This is a genomic window from Streptomyces sp. NPDC101166 (assembly GCF_044768125.1).
Lineage (GTDB): Bacteria > Actinomycetota > Actinomycetes > Streptomycetales > Streptomycetaceae > Streptomyces.
The window spans coordinates 233,364-249,198 of record NZ_JBIWPF010000015.1 but is presented as its reverse complement, the minus strand read 5'-3'; the positions used below and the strand labels follow the sequence as shown (position 1 = coordinate 249,198).

Sequence of the window (15,835 nt, the reverse complement as noted above, 5' to 3'; positions counted from 1 at the left end):
GGCTCCGGCGCCCAGGATGCCGAGGATGCCGGTGACGAAGGGGATGCCAGGTTCGCAGAGCATCGCCACCCGTGAGCCGGGGCCCACCCCGGCCGCGACCAGACGACGGCTCAACGCCGAGGCGAGGGAAACCAGTTCACCGTACGAAGCAGAACCCTGCGGATCCTGGACCGCAGTCTTCTCGGGCTCGTCGGCAGCCAGTGCCCGGACACGCTCCACCACCCCTGTGTAGGTCGCCTCGATCGCGGTGGCGCCCCAGCCCGCGCGGACCGCCGCCGACTCCTCCGGCAGCAGGACGTCGAGCTGGTCGACGCGCGCGTCGGGCCCCGCCTCGGCGAGCGTCCCCAGCCAGGCGAACAGCCGACGCTGGTGCAGGTCCAGCTCCTCGGGCGTGTAGCGCGAGGGGTTGGCGTCGAGACGGACCGCGTAGCCCTCCTCGGCCGCGTCGAGATAGATGATCTGCATGTCCTCGACCGGGCCGGTCGACAGGTTGTGCAGCAGACCGGTGCACGCGCCGAACGCGTAGTCGAAGCCCGATTCCAGGACGTTGACGGTCGGGCCGAGCGAGCGGCCCGCGTCCCCGGCGAAGCCGAGGTCGCGGCGGATCCGGTCGCCCCGGTAGTTCTGGTGCCGCAGGGTGGCGCGCAGCTCGCCCGCGCTGTCGCTCAGGAAGTCCGCGACCGTACGGCCGGGCAGCACCCGCACCGGGTGCGGCACGAAGTTGGCGCGCATCCCCGGGACCGCGCGGGCGGCCGCCGTGGCACGGGCCGGCACCGCGAGGGTGAGCAGGGCGCGGTCCACGCCGGCGGCGCGCTGCACGTACGCGCCGGTCGCGGCGATCAGCAGCGTCTGCCAGGTGACGCGGGCGTCCCAGGCCAGCGACCGCAGCCGCTCGACCGTCGCGGCGGGCAGCACGGCCTCGCACCGCAGCGAGCTGCGGGCGGGGCCGCCGGGGCGCGGTGAGAGGCTCACCGGCTCCGGCTGCTCCTCGAAGCGGCCGCGCCAGAACGCCTGCTCCTTCAGGTACTTGGGCGTCTCGGTGTAGGCGGCCTCGTCGTCGGTGAGCGTGCGCAGGTCGGGGAACGCGCCCTCGGCCTCCGGGTCCGCGTACAGCGCGGCGAGCCGGTTGTAGATGAGGACGCGGCTGAATCCGTCGACCAGGATGTGGTTGACCCGGATGTAGAACAGCAGGTGCTCCGGGCCGAGCCGCAGCAGGACCGACCGCAGCGTGCCTGCGGTCAGGTCCGGCGGCACCAGCAGGTCCTGCCGCATGAACGCCTCGGCGGCCTCGCGCGGCCGCGGCTTTCCGGACAGGTCGAGCGTCTCGACGGGGAAGTCCCCGGCGTCGGCGAGCTCCTGGAGCGGCTCGCCGTCGTGCTCGGTGAACAGGGCGCGGAGGGCGCCGGCCTCCCGCACCACCCCCTGCCACGCGGCCGTGAACCGGGCGGTGTCCAGGGGGCCGCGCAGCTCCAGGAAGTCGCCCATGGTGAAGACGGGGTTGCCCGGGTCGGCCTGCTGCCCGTACCACATCTCGCGCTGAGCGGCGGAGAGCGGCAGCTGCCGGGCGGGAGGTGTGGGGGTCATGACTGCGTCGCTCCCGTGGGAAGTTCGGTCGGTTCGATGCCGTACACCTCGCGCACCCAGGTCGGCTGGTAGACGGTGTCCAGATAGCGCTCGCCGAGGTCCGGGGCGATCGCGACCGCCGTGCCGTTCTCGCCGGGACGGTTGTCGGCGAGCCAGCGCAGCGCACCGCTCACCACGGTCCCGGTGGAGCCGCCGAAGAGGAATCCGCCGCGGGCCAGGGCGTGGCAGGCGCTCACGGTGTCGGCCTCGGGGACGTGCACCACGTCGTCGATGTACGAGGTGTCGAGGAGCGCAGGGCGCACGCCCGCACCCAGCCCGGGGATCATGCGCGGACCGGCCGGCCCGCCGAAGGTGACGGAGCCGACGCTGTCGACCGCGACGACCGTCACCGGCCGCGGCAGCTCCTTGAAGTAGCGGGCGCAGCCCATCAGCGTGCCGGTGGTGCCGGTGCCGATGAACAGCAGCTCCAGATCGGGGAACTGCTTCTCGATCTGCGGGGCCGTGGTGCGGTAGTGCGCCCGCCAGTTGTCCGGGTTGGCGTGCTGGTTCAGCCACACCACCCGCGGGTCGCCGGCGAGCAGCGTCCGCACGTACGCCAGCCGGGCCGCCAGGAACCCGCCCTCCTCGGCCGGCTCCGTGACGGTGTGCACCTCGCTGCCGAGCGCCTCGATGAGCTTGCGCGTCGCGACGTTGGTCCGCGAGTCGACCACGCAGATGAAGTGGTAGCCCTTGGCCGCGGCGATCACGCTGAGCGCGACCCCCAGGTTGCCGGACGACGACTCCACCAGCGTCGAGCCCTTGGTGAGCGCACCGCTGCGCTCGGCCGCCTCGATCATGCTCGCGGCGGCCTTGAGCTTGATGGAACCGGCGAAGTTGAAGCCCTCACATTTGAGGTGCAGTGGGTATCCGTACAACGTCCGGAGATCGACGTAGAGATCTTCGGTGTTGAATTCGTGCGGAGCCGATATGACCGGCATGATTCCCCCAGAAAGACAAGGCTATCGCGTTGCCGAAATGCGGTACACGCGCAGGCTGAGAGGTATGAGAAGGGCGACGAGCACTCCGATGCTGACCGCCGAGACGAGCACCGCGTTCTCCACCGGGAAACTTCCCGACGTGACGGGTTCGGTGTTTCCCCACAATTGCCGGCAGGCCTCGGAGACCGCGCTGACCGGATTCCACTCGGCGACCGTCTGCAGCCATCCGGGAAGTCCGGAAAGCGGCATGAAAGAGCTGGAGAGGAAGGAGAGAAGGACCAGCAGCAGGGCGGAGACGCCGCTGATCGCCTCCAGGTTGCGCATCACCATGCCGAGGAGCGCGCCGACCCAGAGCATGGCGTAGGCGAAGCCGAGCAGCAGCAGGAAGCCGGCGGCGTTCTCTACGAACGAGCCGTGCACCCGCCAGCCGACGGCGAGGCCGGTCACCGCGACGAGCGCGATGCTCAGGGCCGCGGCGGCGAGGTCGGCGAGCGTGTGGCTGACCAGGACGGTGGCCCGGCCCATGGGCAGCGAGCGGAACCGGTCGATCAGGCCCTTGCCGAGGTCGCCGGCCACACCGATCGCGGTGATGCCGATGCAGGAGAGCCCGACCTGGGCGAAGACCCCGGCCATGATGTATTCGCGGTAGCTGCCGCCGGTGTTCTTCACCTCGACGACCGTCGCGAAGAGGTAGCCCAGGATCACCACCATCGCGACGGGCGTGAGCGCCACGCCGATGATCTTCTCCGGGGTGCGCCGCAGATGGCGCAGGTGCCGGCCGGTGAGGGCCGCGACGTCACCGCCGTGGGCGAGCACCGAACTCATAGGGACGCCTCCGCCTTCGCTGCGTCGGGGTGCGGGGCCGGCGCGCCCGTGAACTCGCCGGTCAGATGGAAGAACACGTCGTCGAGCGAGGGGCGCCGCAGCGCGAACTCCTCGACGGTGACGTCCGCGTACTCGAGCGCCGTCGCGGCGGACGCCAGCGCGCCCATGCCGTCCGGCAGTTGCACGTGGACGGTGCGCTGCCGCTCGTCCAGCTGCGGCGGGCTCACCGCGAGCGGCGCCAGCACGGCGGCGGCCTGCGCGAGCGCCGAGGCGTCGGCCACGGCCACCTCCAGGCGCTCGCCCCCGACCTTCCGCTTGAGCTCGTCGGAGGTGCCCTCGGCGATCACCCGGCCCCGGTCGACGACCAGGATCCGGTCCGCGAGGAAGTCCGCCTCCTCGAGGTACTGCGTGGTCAGCAGGACGGTGACGCCCCGGTCGACCTGGTCCTGCACCATCCGCCACAGCGTGGCCCGGCTGGCCGGATCCAGGCCGGTGGTGGGCTCGTCGAGGAAGAGCACCTCGGGTGAGGCGATGAGACTGACGGCCAGGTCGAGTCGGCGCCGCATGCCCCCCGAGTACTCCTTGGCGGGCTTGTCGGCGGCGGCCTCCAGCTCGAACTGCGCCAGCAGTTCGGCGGCCCGGACGGTGGCGCCCTTGCGGCCGAGTCGCAGCAGCCGGCCGAGCAGCACGAGGTTCTCGCGCCCGGTCAGCAGCTCGTCGACGGCGGCGTACTGCCCGGCGAGACCGATCCGGCGGCGCACCTCGCGCCGCTGCCGCACGATGTCGAAGCCCGCGACGCGAGCCGTGCCGGCATCGGGTTCGAGCAGGGTGGCGAGCGTGCGGACCGTGGTGGTCTTGCCCGCTCCGTTGGGCCCGAGCAGGCCGAGCACGGTGCCCGCCTCGACCGACAGGTCCACGCCGTCCAGGGCGCGGTGGCCGCCGTACTGCTTCGTCAGGCCGGCCGCCTCGATCGCGATGTTCACGGAATTCCCCCTTTCACGCCTCAGGTGAATTGTTGGCTGGTTGTGGACTGGGGATTGAATCGGTGATGTGGGTAAATGCAGGACGGGGTTCCGGTGAATGGGTGACGGTCGGCGGACGCATCGCGGTCCACGCCGTCCGGACAACTCCCGACGAGAAGGAACCTAACCGGCGCGATGGCCGGATCACGCCGCTCCTGCTGGCCACAGGCTGCCGCTGCAGCATGCTGCAGAGCTTGTCCCCGGTCGGCTGGCAGGATGCTGCAGCGGCATTCAACTGCCATAAGGAGAAGGGAGGATAAAGGTCGCGGATATCTACAGTGAGAGGCGTCGCTCATCAAAGGTTCCCCGCTGACGTCCCACTGGGAGAGGTAATGGCAAGGCAACGAAATCTGGCGGCTTCGCTGGGCGCCTGGAGCGCCCGGCACCGCAAGACCGCGCTTTTCGGATGGCTCTTCGCCGTCATCGCGCTCACGGTCCTCGGCGGCATGGCGGGGCAGAAGAGCCTGACCGAGGCCGACTACGGCACCGGTGAGTCCGGACGCGCCGCCCGGGTCCTCGTCGACGCCGGCATCAAGACCCCGGCGCCCGAGATGGTCCTCGTCCACGGCGGCGACCTCACGGCCGGGGACCCCGAGTTCAAGAAGGCCGTCGCCGACGCCATCGCCGCCGTGGACGGCACCGGCCTCGCTCAGAGCATCGGCGACCCGTACAAGACCGGCGCGGTCTCCGAGGACAAGCACGACGCGCTGATCCAGTTCGCGGTGAAGGGCGACCCGGACACGGCCGCCGACCGCATCCAGCCCGTCGTCGACGCGCTGGCCAAGGCCGACGAGGCCCACCCCGGCGTCACCCTCGGCCAGTACGGCGCCGCCAGTGGTCTCAAGGGCATCAACGACTCCCTCGGCGAGGACTTCACCCGCGCCGAGTTCACCGCCGTGCCCGTCGCCCTCGGCATCCTGCTGGTCGTGTTCGGCGCGCTCCTCGCCGCCGTCCTGCCGCTGACCCTCGCCATCACCGCGTGCGTCGCCGCCATGGGCCTGCTCGCGCTCTCCAGCCAGCTCGTCCCGGTCGACGCCATGACCAACTCGGTGCTGCTCCTGATGGGCCTCGCCGTCGGCGTCGACTACTGCCTCTTCTACATCCGCCGTGAGCGCGAGGAGCGCGCCGCCGGCCGCGACAAGGAGAGCGCGCTGCGCATCGCCGCCGCGACCTCGGGCCGCTCGGTGCTGATCTCCGGCCTCACCGTGGCCGTCGCCATGGCCGGCATGTTCCTCTCCGGCCTCACGGTCTTCGAGGGCTTCGCCATCGCCACCATCGAGGTCGTCCTCATCGCGGTGCTCGGCTCCATGACGGTGCTGCCCGCCGTGATGGCGATGCTCGGTGACAAGATCGACGCCGGCCGGATCCCGGGCCTGCGCCGCAAGGCGATCGTCCGTACCGCGGGCGACAAGCCGGGCCGCCTGCTCGGCGCGGTCCTGAAGGCCCCCGCCGTCTTCGCCGTCCTCGGCGTCGTGTTCCTCCTCGCCCTCGCCTCGCCGGCGCTGTCCATGAAGACCGAGAAGCTCGGCTTCGACCAGCTGCTGCCCGCCGACAACATCACCGCCCAGACCGCCCAGCGGATCGAGAACGTCTTCCCCGGCGCCCCGGCACCGGCCCAGATCGTCTTCAAGACCGCCGATGTCAGCTCCCCCGGGGCCACCGGCGCCATCGCCGGCTTCAAGCAGCGCGCCCTCGCCTCGGGCCACGTCAAGAACCCCATCGAGGTGACCGTCCACAAGGACGAGAACATCGCGGTCATCAGCGCGCCGCTCGCCGGCGACGGCCGCAACGCCACCTCCGTCCGCGCCCTGGAGGCGCTCCGCGACGACATCATCCCCGCCACCCTGACGAAGGACGCGGCGGACCAGGCGCTGGTCGGCGGCGACCTCGCCTTCTCGACCGACTACAACGACCAGCTCAAGTCGTCGATCGTGCCCGTCTTCGCCTTCGTGATGGGCGTCAGCTTCCTGCTGATGCTGCTCTGCTTCCGCTCCCCGGTCATCGCCACCACCTCGATCGTCCTCAACCTCCTGTCCGTGCTCGCCGCCTACGGCGTGATGACCGCGGTCTTCCAGAAGGGCTGGGGCGACGAGCTGGTCGGCACGACAGCCGTCGGCGCCATCGAGTCCTGGATGCCGCTCTTCGTCTTCGTCGTCCTCTTCGGCCTGTCGATGGACTACCACGTCTTCGTGGTCTCCCGAATCCGTGAGGCCTACGACCAGGGTGTCGGCAACCGCGCCGCCGTCGCCCACGGCATCCGCTCAACCGCCGGGGTCGTCACCAGCGCCGGACTCATCATGGTCGCCGTCTTCGCGGTCTTCGGCACCCTGTCCATGCAGGACTTCAAGCAGCTCGGCGTCGGCCTCGCCGTCGCGGTCCTGCTCGACGCCACCCTTGTGCGCGCCGTCCTGCTGCCCGCCGTCATGGCCCTGCTCGGCCGGTCCAACTGGTGGCTGCCCTCCTGGCTGAAGTGGCTCCCCGAGCTCTCGCACGGCGAGGAGGCGCCGGCCCCGGCCCCGAAGCACGCCGCGTCCTTCGAGCACCGGCAGACCGCGTCGGACGAGCACACCCTCGCGGGCCGCTGAACCGGGCGAGCACACCCTCGCGGGCCGCCGAGCGACGGCGGCCCGCACCCTCACCATCCGCTCACGATCCCAAGGACCCTCTTCCATGTACGAGTTCAGCGTCGTCGGCGGCAAGACCGCGCGGGAGATCATCGCCGCCTCCCGCCAGGACATCGTCGACGTCGTCCGCGACACCTACCTCGCCCACCACGCGGGTGACTCGGTGAACCCCGACAGCTACTTCCTCCGCTTCCCCGACAAGCCCGACGCCCGCATCATCGCGCTCCCCGCGCACCTGGGCGCCGGCGCCGACGTCTCCGGCATCAAGTGGATCAGCAGCTTCCCCGCCAACATCGAGCGCGGCATACCGCGGGCCTCGGCGGCCCTGCTGCTCAACGACCACGAGACCGGCTACCCCTTCGCCTGCCTGGAGGCGTCGCAGATCAGCGCCGCCCGCACGGCCGCCTCCGCGGTCCTCGCCGCGGAGCGGCTGACCGGCGGGCGCACCGCCGGGAAGCTGACCGTCGTCGGCGCGGGCATCATCGCCCGCAACATCCTGGAGTTCTTCGCGTCCCGCGACTGGCAGGTCGCATCGGTCACCGTCCACGACAAGAACGAGGAGTACGGCGCCGCGCTCGCCGCCCACGCGACGGACGCCCTCGGCTACCCGGCCGGCACCGAGTCCGACCTCTCCTCCGCCCTCACCGGCGCCGACGTGATCGTCCTCGCCACCACGGCCGCCGAGCCGTACATCACCGACCCGAGCGCCTTCGCACCCGGTCAGGTCGTCCTCAACATCTCGCTGCGGGACATCGGCCCGGAGCTGATCGAGGGCGCGTACAACATCCTCGACGACGTCGAGCACTGCATGAAGGCCAACACCTCGCCGCACCTCGCGGAACAGAAGTACGGCGACCGGCACTTCGTCACCGGCACGCTCGCCCAGTTCATCCAGGGCGAGGTCACCACCGGCGACGACAAGCCGGTCATCTTCTCGCCGTTCGGCCTCGGCGTCCTCGACCTCGCGGTCGGCCTGCACGTCTTCCGCGCGGCGCGCGCGGCGGGCGAGGCCGTGGAGATCGCGGACTTCTTCGGCGAGACCAGCCGCTGGTAGTCCGCCACCACCCGCACGCACGAAGGGGCCCGGGCAGGTTCTCCCGCCCGGGCCCTCCCGCGTCCGACGAAGGAGCGCTCGTGACCACCCCCCGACCCGGCCCTGACGGGCAGAGGACGCTGCTTTCGCAGGTCCTAGCCCACCAGCCGGTACGAGGCGGCCACCCCGAGGAAGACCAGCGCGGCCAGCGTGCTGCACGTGTAGTGCACCCGGCCGGTCACCCGCCACCAGCGCCGCCGCCAGGCGAGGAAGGCGCACACGACCATGGCGCCCGTGGTCGCCAGCGCGATGCCGGTCAGCGCGGGGACCGCGGTCAGCAGCGGCGAGTCGCCCACGATGATCGTGCGGTTGAGGGCGTTGGGGTCGGCGGACAGCAGCAGGAAGCAGACCGTCGCCGCGATGATCAGCGCACCGGAGGTCCACAGCAGCAGCTTGGCGGCGCGTGCCCCGGCCGGCGCGCCCGGCGAACGACGGCGCACCAGGGCGAGCACCGGCAGCGCGAGCACCGTCAGGGCGAGGAAGCCCAGCGAGCCGAGCAGCACCCGCTGGTGCAGGGCGGGGGAGAGGTACCAGGGCAGCCGCTCGTAGGAGACGGAGGCGTCGGAGGCGACCGAGAGGCGCCCGTCGCGGAAGGCGATCCGGTCCTGGCCGCCCCGCTCCTGGAAGAGCCCCGGGCTCAGCTGGACCCAATGCCGCTCGCTCACCTCGGGGTTGCGGGACAGCCCGGTGGTGGTCAGCGTCGCGCCCTCGCCCGCGCTCACCCGGACCGAGCCGATCAGGGCGCTGACCCGGGTCAGCTCCGAGGAACTGGTGCGCGTCGAGCGGTACTCGCCCTCGTACGGCGTGACGTCGGCCTGCGAGGTGGAGCTGCGGGTGCCGGCGGCGGTGCCGAAGTGGTCGGCGAAGCGGTCCACGACCTCCTGCCCCGCGTAGGCGGCGACGCCGTTCTCGCCGTCGCCGTCGTAGACGACGTACACCGCCGCGTCCCGGTTCGGCAGCAGGGCCAGGTTGCCGTGGAAGCCCGGCAGGTCGCCGTCCTTGACCAGCATCCGCTGCCCGTCCCGGACGCGCTCCTCCAGGATGTAGCCGAGGCCGGGCAGCCGGTCGTCATTACCGAACTGTCGCTTCATCAGGGCGTCGGCCGAGCGCTCGGTCAGCACCGGACCGCCGCCGTCGAGCAGCGCGCTGAGCAGCCGGCCCATGTCGGCCGCCGTGGTGACCGCGCCCGCGCCGGTCGGGGACCAGTCGCCGTACTGCCCGTCCTGGAACCGCTGGTGGCCGCCCTCCGGGCGGTGGCCGCGGGCGAGATCCGCCGCGATCGCAGGGGGGTGCGGCTGCGCGAAGCTCGTCCGCGTCATCCCGAGCGGCCGCAGCACCGACCGGTCCAGGTATGTGGCGAACGGCGTGCCCGTCACCCGCTCGACCAGGTAACCGGCCAGCGCCACCCCGTAGTTGTCGTAGCTGGCGACCTCACCCGGCGGACGCACCCGGCGCGGCTGGTGCGCGGCGAGGCTCTCGCCGAGCGGGCGCACGTCCTCGGGCCGGGTGGCGGCGCGCCCGATGATGTTGTTGTCGAAGCCCGCCGTGTGCGTGAGGAGATCGCGTACCGTCACGGGGTGCCCCGGATACGTGTCCCTCACCTTGAAGGTCGTGAGGTAGCGGTTGACGTCGGCCGACAGGTCGAGGCGACCGCGCTCGACCTGCTGCAGGACCGCGACGGCCGTGAACAGCTTGGCGTCGGAGGCCAGGAAGAATCCGGTGCGCCGCGGATCCACCGGGGTCCCCGAGGCCGCGTCGGCGACGCCGTACCCCTTCGTGAGGACCGGCCGGCCGTGCTCGACGACCACCACCGACGCGCCGGGGATCCGGTAGTCGGCGAGCTGCCGGCGTACGAGCGCGTCGACGGCCCCCGGGAGACCGGCCGGCCCGGAGGCCGCGGGGAGTTCGGACGAGGCGCGGGTCTCCGCCCGGACCGCCGGCGTCGCGGCGGCGGCGCCGACGCCACCCGCCAGCAGCAGCGGCACGCAGAGCGGGAGGGCCAGGTGCCGCAGTCGCAGTCGCAGTCGCTTCGTCATGGATACAGCCAACCCGTCACGACGAGGACGGGACAGCCACCTCGGTGGCGTTCCGAGGGGTACCTGGGTACACCATCGCGGCCGGGACCCACGTCCCCTGCGCACGGTGCTCACAGGGAGAAGACTCAGGGCATCATCACGGCAGGGAGCCGTGCACAGAGGGGAACGGGACGACCGTGGACAACCTGAACATCCGCAGCGGCCTCCGCGCCGCCGGCAAGGGAACGACCGTCCTCGGTCTCGCGGTCGCGGAGCTCGTCCTCTTATGCCTCTTCGTGACGGCGGTCTCGCTCATCGGCATCGGCCTGGGCATCCTGTTCGTCCCGGCGCTCGCCGTCGCCGTGCGGTCCGTGGCCGACGCCTCCCGCAGGACCGCCGAACGCTGGTCGGGCCGCCCGATCGAGGAGCCGTACCTCCCCGCCCCCGCCGCCGAAGCGGGCCTCAAGGGGCAGTGGCAGCGCACCCACTGGGTGCTCACCGACCCGGCGACCTGGCGCGACCTGGCCTGGATGCTGGTCAACCCCGTGGTCGGCGTGGTCGTCGCCCTATTGCCCCTCGCCCTCGTCGCCTGCGGGATCGGCGGCATCCTGATGCCCGCGATCTACCGCCCCATCGCCGACGCCAGCACCAACTACTACCTGTGGGTCCAGATCAGCGACCTGACCTCCGCCTGGTACTGCGCCTTCCTCGGCGCCGTCGTCCTCACCGCCGGTATCGCCACCGGCCCCGCCCTGCTGCGAGCCCACGCCTCCCTCGCCCGCACCCTGCTCGCCCCCACCCGCACCGCCCAGCGCGTCCGCCGCCTCACCGACAGCCGCAGCGACGCCGTCAGCAGCTCCGCGGCCGAACTGCGCCGCATCGAGCGGGACCTGCACGACGGCGCGCAGGCCCGGCTGGTGGCCCTCGGCATGAACCTCGGCGTCGCCGAGCAGCTCCTCAGCAAGGACCCGGAGGCCGTCCGCGCCATCCTGGCCGACACCCGCAAGGCCTCCGCCGCCGCCCTGACCGAGCTGCGCGACCTCGTCCGCGGCATCCACCCCCCGGTGCTCGCCGACCGCGGCCTCGCCGACGCGGTGCGCGCCCTCGCCATGGACAGCCCGCTCGACGTCACCGTCAACGCCGACCTGCCCGGCCGCCTCGAGGCGCCCGTCGAGTCCGCCATGTACTTCGCGGTCGCCGAGGCCCTCGCCAACGCCGCCAAGCACGCCGCGCCGAACAGCGTGAGCATCGACCTCTGGTACGAGGGCGGCGCGCTGCGCGGCCAGGTCATCGACGACGGTCAGGGCGGCGCCGACCCCTCGCGCGGCACCGGGCTGCGCGGCATCGAGCGCCGGCTCGCCGCCTTCGACGGCCTCCTCGCCATCAACAGCAAGCCGGGCGGACCGACCACCCTCACCATGGAGCTGCCGTGCGTGTTGTCTTAGCCGAAGACCTCTTCCTGCTGCGGGACGGCCTCGTCCGCCTTCTGGAGTCCTACGACTTCGAGGTGGTCGCCGCCGTGGACACCGGGCCCGGACTCCTCCAGGCCCTCCTCGACCACAAGCCGGACGTCGCCGTCGTCGACGTCCGGCTCCCGCCGACGTTCACGGACGAGGGCCTGCGGGCCGCCCTGGAGGCCCGGCGCCAGATCCCCGGCCTCCCGGTCCTGGTCCTCTCCCAGTACGTGGAGCAGCTCTACGCCCGCGAACTCCTCGCCGACGGCAGCGGAGGCATCGGCTACCTCCTCAAGGACCGGGTCTTCGACCCCGAGGGCTTCGTGGACGCGGTGCGCCGTGTCGCGTCCGGCGGCACCGCGATGGACCCCGACGTCGTGGCCAAACTCTTCGCCAAGGAGTACCACCGGGACGGCCCGCTCTCCCGCCTGACCCCCCGCGAGCGCGAGGTCCTCGGCCTGATGGCGGAGGGCCGCTCGAACGCCGCGATCGCCCAGGAACTGGTGATCACCGAACGCGCGGTGATCAAGCACACGTCCAACATCTTCACCAAGCTCGACCTGCCCCCCTCGGAGGCGGACAACCGAAGAGTCCTGGCGGTTCTCGCGTACCTCAAGTGAGACGCCCCCCGGGACCGCGGTGCGGCTCTATTCGCTGCGGCCCCTCGGCGGGGTGAGTTCGTCCAGGTCCAGGGCGATCTCGAACGGCACCGGGCGCTTGAGGGTGCCCCGGAAGATGCCTGCGGGTGCGTAGGATCCCGTCGGTTCGTCGAGTTCGTAGACGTGGACGACCGGGGCGCCGTCTTCGTCCTCGATGCACCAGTAGTGCGGGATGCCGGCCTCCGCGTACTTGCGCAACTTGACTGTGCGGTCCCGGTGGGCGGATTCGGGCGAGACGACCTCGACGACCAGTCGCACCTCGTTCGGGGCGAACCAGGTGCGGTCTCCGTCGTACGCCGCCGTCGTCAGCAGCAGATCCGGCTCGGGCCGGTTTCGCTCGTCGAGCTTGATGGTCATCTCGCGGCCGACCTCGACGTCGCCGGGCGCCTGCTCCATGAGCGCGACGGTGAGCATGGTGACGAGGTGGCCGTGCCACCACCTCTGCGGCGACATCACGAAGACGAGGGCTCCGTCGATCAGCTCGGTGTGGCGGGGCGCTTCCGGGAGGTGGTCCAGGTCCTCCGCGAACCAGCCTTCCGCGCGCGGCGGGCGCATCCAGTCGGGCAGTGCGGTCATGGTCCAACGGTAGCGATCCGGGGAGGCCCGGGCCACGAGACCGGGGGCGGTCCGGCCGCCCCGCTCACCACCCCTGGTGGGTGAAGCCCGCCCAGCCGGTCAGGTCGTCGGGGCGGATGCGGCGGGCACGCACGGCCAGGCGGGCCGGCATGTCGGACGGGGTTCTGCGGTGGGGGTCCAGCATCCACAGCTGCGCGCGGCGCAGGGCCTGGCTCGGCGGCAGCGCCTCGCGGCGCAGAAAGTGGTGGGTCATGTACATCAGCAGGGACGTGGCCTCGTCCGGCACCGGCCACAGCGAGCCCAGCACCGTGCGCGCCCCGGCCGCGAGGAACGCGGTGGCCAGGCTGTACGCCTCGTCGTAGCCACGGCTGGAGACGTTGCTCCAGCAGGCCGCGAGGCACACCAGACCCGGCTCGATCCGCAGTCCCGCGCCCTCGGTCAGCTCCTCCGCGGCCAGCCTGCTTCCCCCGGCCAGTTCCAGGTACGCGCTGTGCCGCTCACCGGGGTCGACCCGTGCGTGACACGCCAGATGCAGCACGCCCCCGCGCAGGTCCGCCAGCCGTGCCGACACCTCCGCCGCGCCGGCGGTGTCCGCGTCCAGACAGACGCCGTCGGGGTAGAACACCCGGTGGATCGCCTCGGCTTCCTCGCCCGCGTACCTCAGGTCCCCGGTCGGGTCGCCGATCACCAGCGCCGGGCCGCCGCCGCTTCGCCCGGCGTCGGGCGGCCTGCGTCCGGCGACCTCGCACAGTGTGCGGGCCGAGGGCGCGTACGACACCCGCAGTCGCTCCAGCGCGTAGCGCCGACCCTGCCCCTCCGCGCGCCACGCCGCGTGCCACGGTACGACGCCGAGCGCCCCCAGCGGGACCAGCACGACGGACGGGACGCGGTCGCCGCGGGCGTCCGCGAAGCCGTTCCCGTACAGCTGTGTCGTCAGCGGTCCCATGACCGCTCGCCAGGCCCACCCGCACAACCGGTCCAGCGCCTCGCCGGCCCCCGGCGCCGACGTCCCCTGAGGGTCCGTCACCGGGCCGGCGTCCCTGCGTCGCCGCGCATCCCTGCCGGCTCCGCCGACCGTCCGGTACTCCATCAACTCCGGTGCATCTAGGCGTAGTTCGGGCAATGGGATCGAGCGCAGCGTTCCGTCCGCGCCGACCATCAGCGCCGCGCCGGAGGCAGGGAGGCTCAGGCCGGTCGGCATCACCGCCTCGCCCGTGGGCGCCAGGTAGATCAGCGCGTCGGCGCCGAGCGTGCGCAGTGCCCCGGCGATCTCGGCAGGAGCCGGCGACGAGAGCAGTCTGTCGCGGTACGGCGAGGCCGCCAGCACCTTCAGCACCCGCCGCCGCAGCGGTACGCCGGGCCCGGCGGCCGGACCCAGCAGGTGCGCCGGGTCCAGGTGCCCGAGTCCGCCGGGCTCGGGCGGCAGCGGGCCGGCCGTGAGCCACTGACCCGCCAGCTCGTCCTCGCCGAGCCGGCTCAGCATGTCCGGCACTGTGGCGCTGACCTGCGCCGCGTGCAGCACCAGGCCCCGGCCGCTGTCCAACGCGCGCACGGCTTCGTCGAGTTCGCCGTCCGCGACGCACCAGCGGGCGATGCCGAGGCAGCGCTCCTCCATCGCGCCGGTGCCCGCCCTCATGGCGTGCGCGGTGCCCGATTGGAGGATGACGCTCCAGGCGAGGCCGGACAGCGCGGCGAGGGCCACCTCCCGTGACTCCTTCCGCAGCCGGGCCGCTGTGGCCGCCCGGATCCGCGGCAGCATCATCGATCGCCCGCGCAGCGCGTCCGCCAGTTCGCAGCCGATCGACATCCACAGCGGGTGCGCCGGCCCCTCGGCCGCCCGCCAGGCCGCCCGCAGCAGGGAGACGGCCTCGTCGATGTGGCCGATGACCTTCCGGCCCCCGTGGGACAGGTGACTGAACGGTTTCGGGCACAGGGGGTGGAGGCCGGCCTGCAGCAGGTGGGCGGTGGCCAGCAAACTGGCGCACCGTACCCAGTGGTCGTCCCCTTCGGCGCACAGCGCGAGCGCGTCACGGAGCAGGCCGCACGTCTCGGTCATCGAATCCGGGTCGTCGTAGTAGACGGCCTCGGGCAGGGACAGGGCCGCGGCGAGCGCCAGCGCGTAGGGGTCGGTCGGATCAGGCTGTCGGCGCGTGGGCCGCCGGGGCGGCGGCTCCCCTTCCCGCCCGTCCGGCCGCTGGGCCGTCAGACCGCGGAGTTTCAGCCGGGTTGTGGCCACCCACGACTCGGTGACCTGCCGTCCCGGGTGGTTGCGCGGCAGCCGGGCCAGGGCGAGGTACTGCTCGCGCAAGTGACGGGCCAGGGCCGTCTCGTCCCGGTCGAAATGCGCCCGCTCAGCTCGCAAGCAGGAGATGACGCACGTGAGGTACACCTGGTCGTCAGGCCGGTCGGCCAGGGCCCGCCGGGCGGCGGTCAGCTCTTCGACGGCCAGATCGATCTCGGCCGCGCCGCCCCGCAGCCGCGCCTCCTCCACCCGCACCGCCGCGCGGTTGACGACCAAGGCGGCGGCCATTTCAGCGTCGCCATCGGCCGTCAGCAGCCGCGACACCGAATCGAGGTCCTGCCCCGCCTGTTCCAGCTGCACCGGATCCGTGAACGTGCCGGGACGCCGGTACTCCTCCAGCAGGGCCAGTGTGCCCGTGACGACCGCCTGCCACCTGGGCTCCGGCACGGTCAACGCCTCCGCCGCCAGCTCCGTCGCCTGTTCTCGGGTGCAGCACGGCCCGCTCTGGCACATCAGGGGGACGAGTTGCAGCAGATGACCGGCGAAGGTCGGCCGGCGCGGATCGTCGACGGGCATGCTCCGCCAGTGGGCGTAGTAGACGTCGAAGGCGGCCGCGGCGTCGGTCGTGCCCGCCTGCTCCGCGACCATCGTGCTGAACGGGGCCGTCGCGGGGAGCCATGTTCTCCCGCCGGTCGCCTCCTCCATGAAGCGGACCAGGGACTCGAGGTCGTAGCGGTCGTAGCGGTCAGGCATGCGGGCCGCCC

General features: G+C 72.3%; 11 protein-coding genes. 4 read left to right on the top strand and 7 right to left on the bottom strand.

Annotation, left to right across the window (positions count from 1 at the left end; all coding sequences use genetic code 11):
- The 4 genes from ACIRS4_RS26430 to ACIRS4_RS26415 all read right to left on the bottom strand — a co-directional run.
- Positions 1-1,584, bottom strand: a 1,584-nt coding sequence (locus ACIRS4_RS26430) for a condensation domain-containing protein (RefSeq protein ID WP_404200663.1), incomplete at its 3' end; no start/stop codon positions are given.
- Positions 1,581-2,561 (bottom strand): 2,3-diaminopropionate biosynthesis protein SbnA, encoded by a 981-nt coding sequence (sbnA, locus tag ACIRS4_RS26425; protein ID WP_404200661.1) that lies wholly within the window; start codon positions 2,559-2,561, stop codon positions 1,581-1,583. The genes ACIRS4_RS26430 and sbnA, both read right to left, overlap by 4 nt.
- Before the next feature lie 21 nt (positions 2,562-2,582).
- Positions 2,583-3,386, bottom strand: a complete 804-nt coding sequence (locus ACIRS4_RS26420) for an ABC transporter permease (protein ID WP_404200659.1) — start codon at positions 3,384-3,386, stop codon at positions 2,583-2,585.
- On the bottom strand, positions 3,383-4,369 hold the full coding sequence (locus ACIRS4_RS26415) for an ATP-binding cassette domain-containing protein (RefSeq protein WP_404200657.1): 987 nt from the start codon (positions 4,367-4,369) through the stop codon (positions 3,383-3,385). The genes ACIRS4_RS26420 and ACIRS4_RS26415 overlap by 4 nt, the downstream gene beginning before the upstream one ends.
- 371 nt (positions 4,370-4,740) lie before the next feature.
- On the opposite strand from ACIRS4_RS26415, the gene ACIRS4_RS26410 reads away from it, so the two are divergent.
- The gene (locus ACIRS4_RS26410; protein WP_404200655.1) at positions 4,741-6,993 is read left to right on the top strand and encodes an MMPL family transporter; all 2,253 of its coding nucleotides are present in this window, start codon (positions 4,741-4,743) and stop codon (positions 6,991-6,993) included.
- Positions 6,994-7,078: 85 nt separating this feature from the next.
- Positions 7,079-8,086: a 2,3-diaminopropionate biosynthesis protein SbnB gene (sbnB, locus tag ACIRS4_RS26405; RefSeq protein WP_404200653.1), complete on the top strand. Its 1,008-nt coding sequence runs from the start codon at positions 7,079-7,081 to the stop codon at positions 8,084-8,086.
- A 134-nt stretch (positions 8,087-8,220) separates the two neighbouring features.
- Here sbnB and ACIRS4_RS26400 read toward each other — a convergent pair whose 3' ends face one another.
- Positions 8,221-10,161, bottom strand: a complete 1,941-nt coding sequence (locus ACIRS4_RS26400) for a serine hydrolase domain-containing protein (RefSeq protein ID WP_404200651.1) — start codon at positions 10,159-10,161, stop codon at positions 8,221-8,223.
- A gap of 176 nt (positions 10,162-10,337) precedes the next feature.
- On the opposite strand from ACIRS4_RS26400, the gene ACIRS4_RS26395 reads away from it, so the two are divergent.
- Together ACIRS4_RS26395 and ACIRS4_RS26390 are read left to right on the top strand one after the other, a co-directional pair.
- Entirely contained in the window at positions 10,338-11,585 is a 1,248-nt protein-coding gene (locus tag ACIRS4_RS26395) for a sensor histidine kinase (RefSeq protein ID WP_404200649.1), read from the top strand.
- Positions 11,570-12,214: a LuxR C-terminal-related transcriptional regulator gene (locus tag ACIRS4_RS26390; RefSeq protein ID WP_404200647.1), complete on the top strand. Its 645-nt coding sequence runs from the start codon at positions 11,570-11,572 to the stop codon at positions 12,212-12,214. The genes ACIRS4_RS26395 and ACIRS4_RS26390 overlap by 16 nt, the downstream gene beginning before the upstream one ends.
- Before the next feature lie 27 nt (positions 12,215-12,241).
- Here the strand turns inward: ACIRS4_RS26390 and ACIRS4_RS26385 are convergent, their stop codons facing one another.
- Together ACIRS4_RS26385 and ACIRS4_RS26380 are read right to left on the bottom strand one after the other, a co-directional pair.
- Positions 12,242-12,829, bottom strand: a complete 588-nt coding sequence (locus ACIRS4_RS26385; RefSeq protein WP_404200645.1) for a Uma2 family endonuclease — start codon at positions 12,827-12,829, stop codon at positions 12,242-12,244.
- A 64-nt stretch (positions 12,830-12,893) separates the two neighbouring features.
- Positions 12,894-15,824 (bottom strand): CHAT domain-containing protein, encoded by a 2,931-nt coding sequence (locus tag ACIRS4_RS26380; RefSeq protein ID WP_404200643.1) that lies wholly within the window; start codon positions 15,822-15,824, stop codon positions 12,894-12,896.
- Positions 15,825-15,835: the final 11 nt, after the last annotated feature.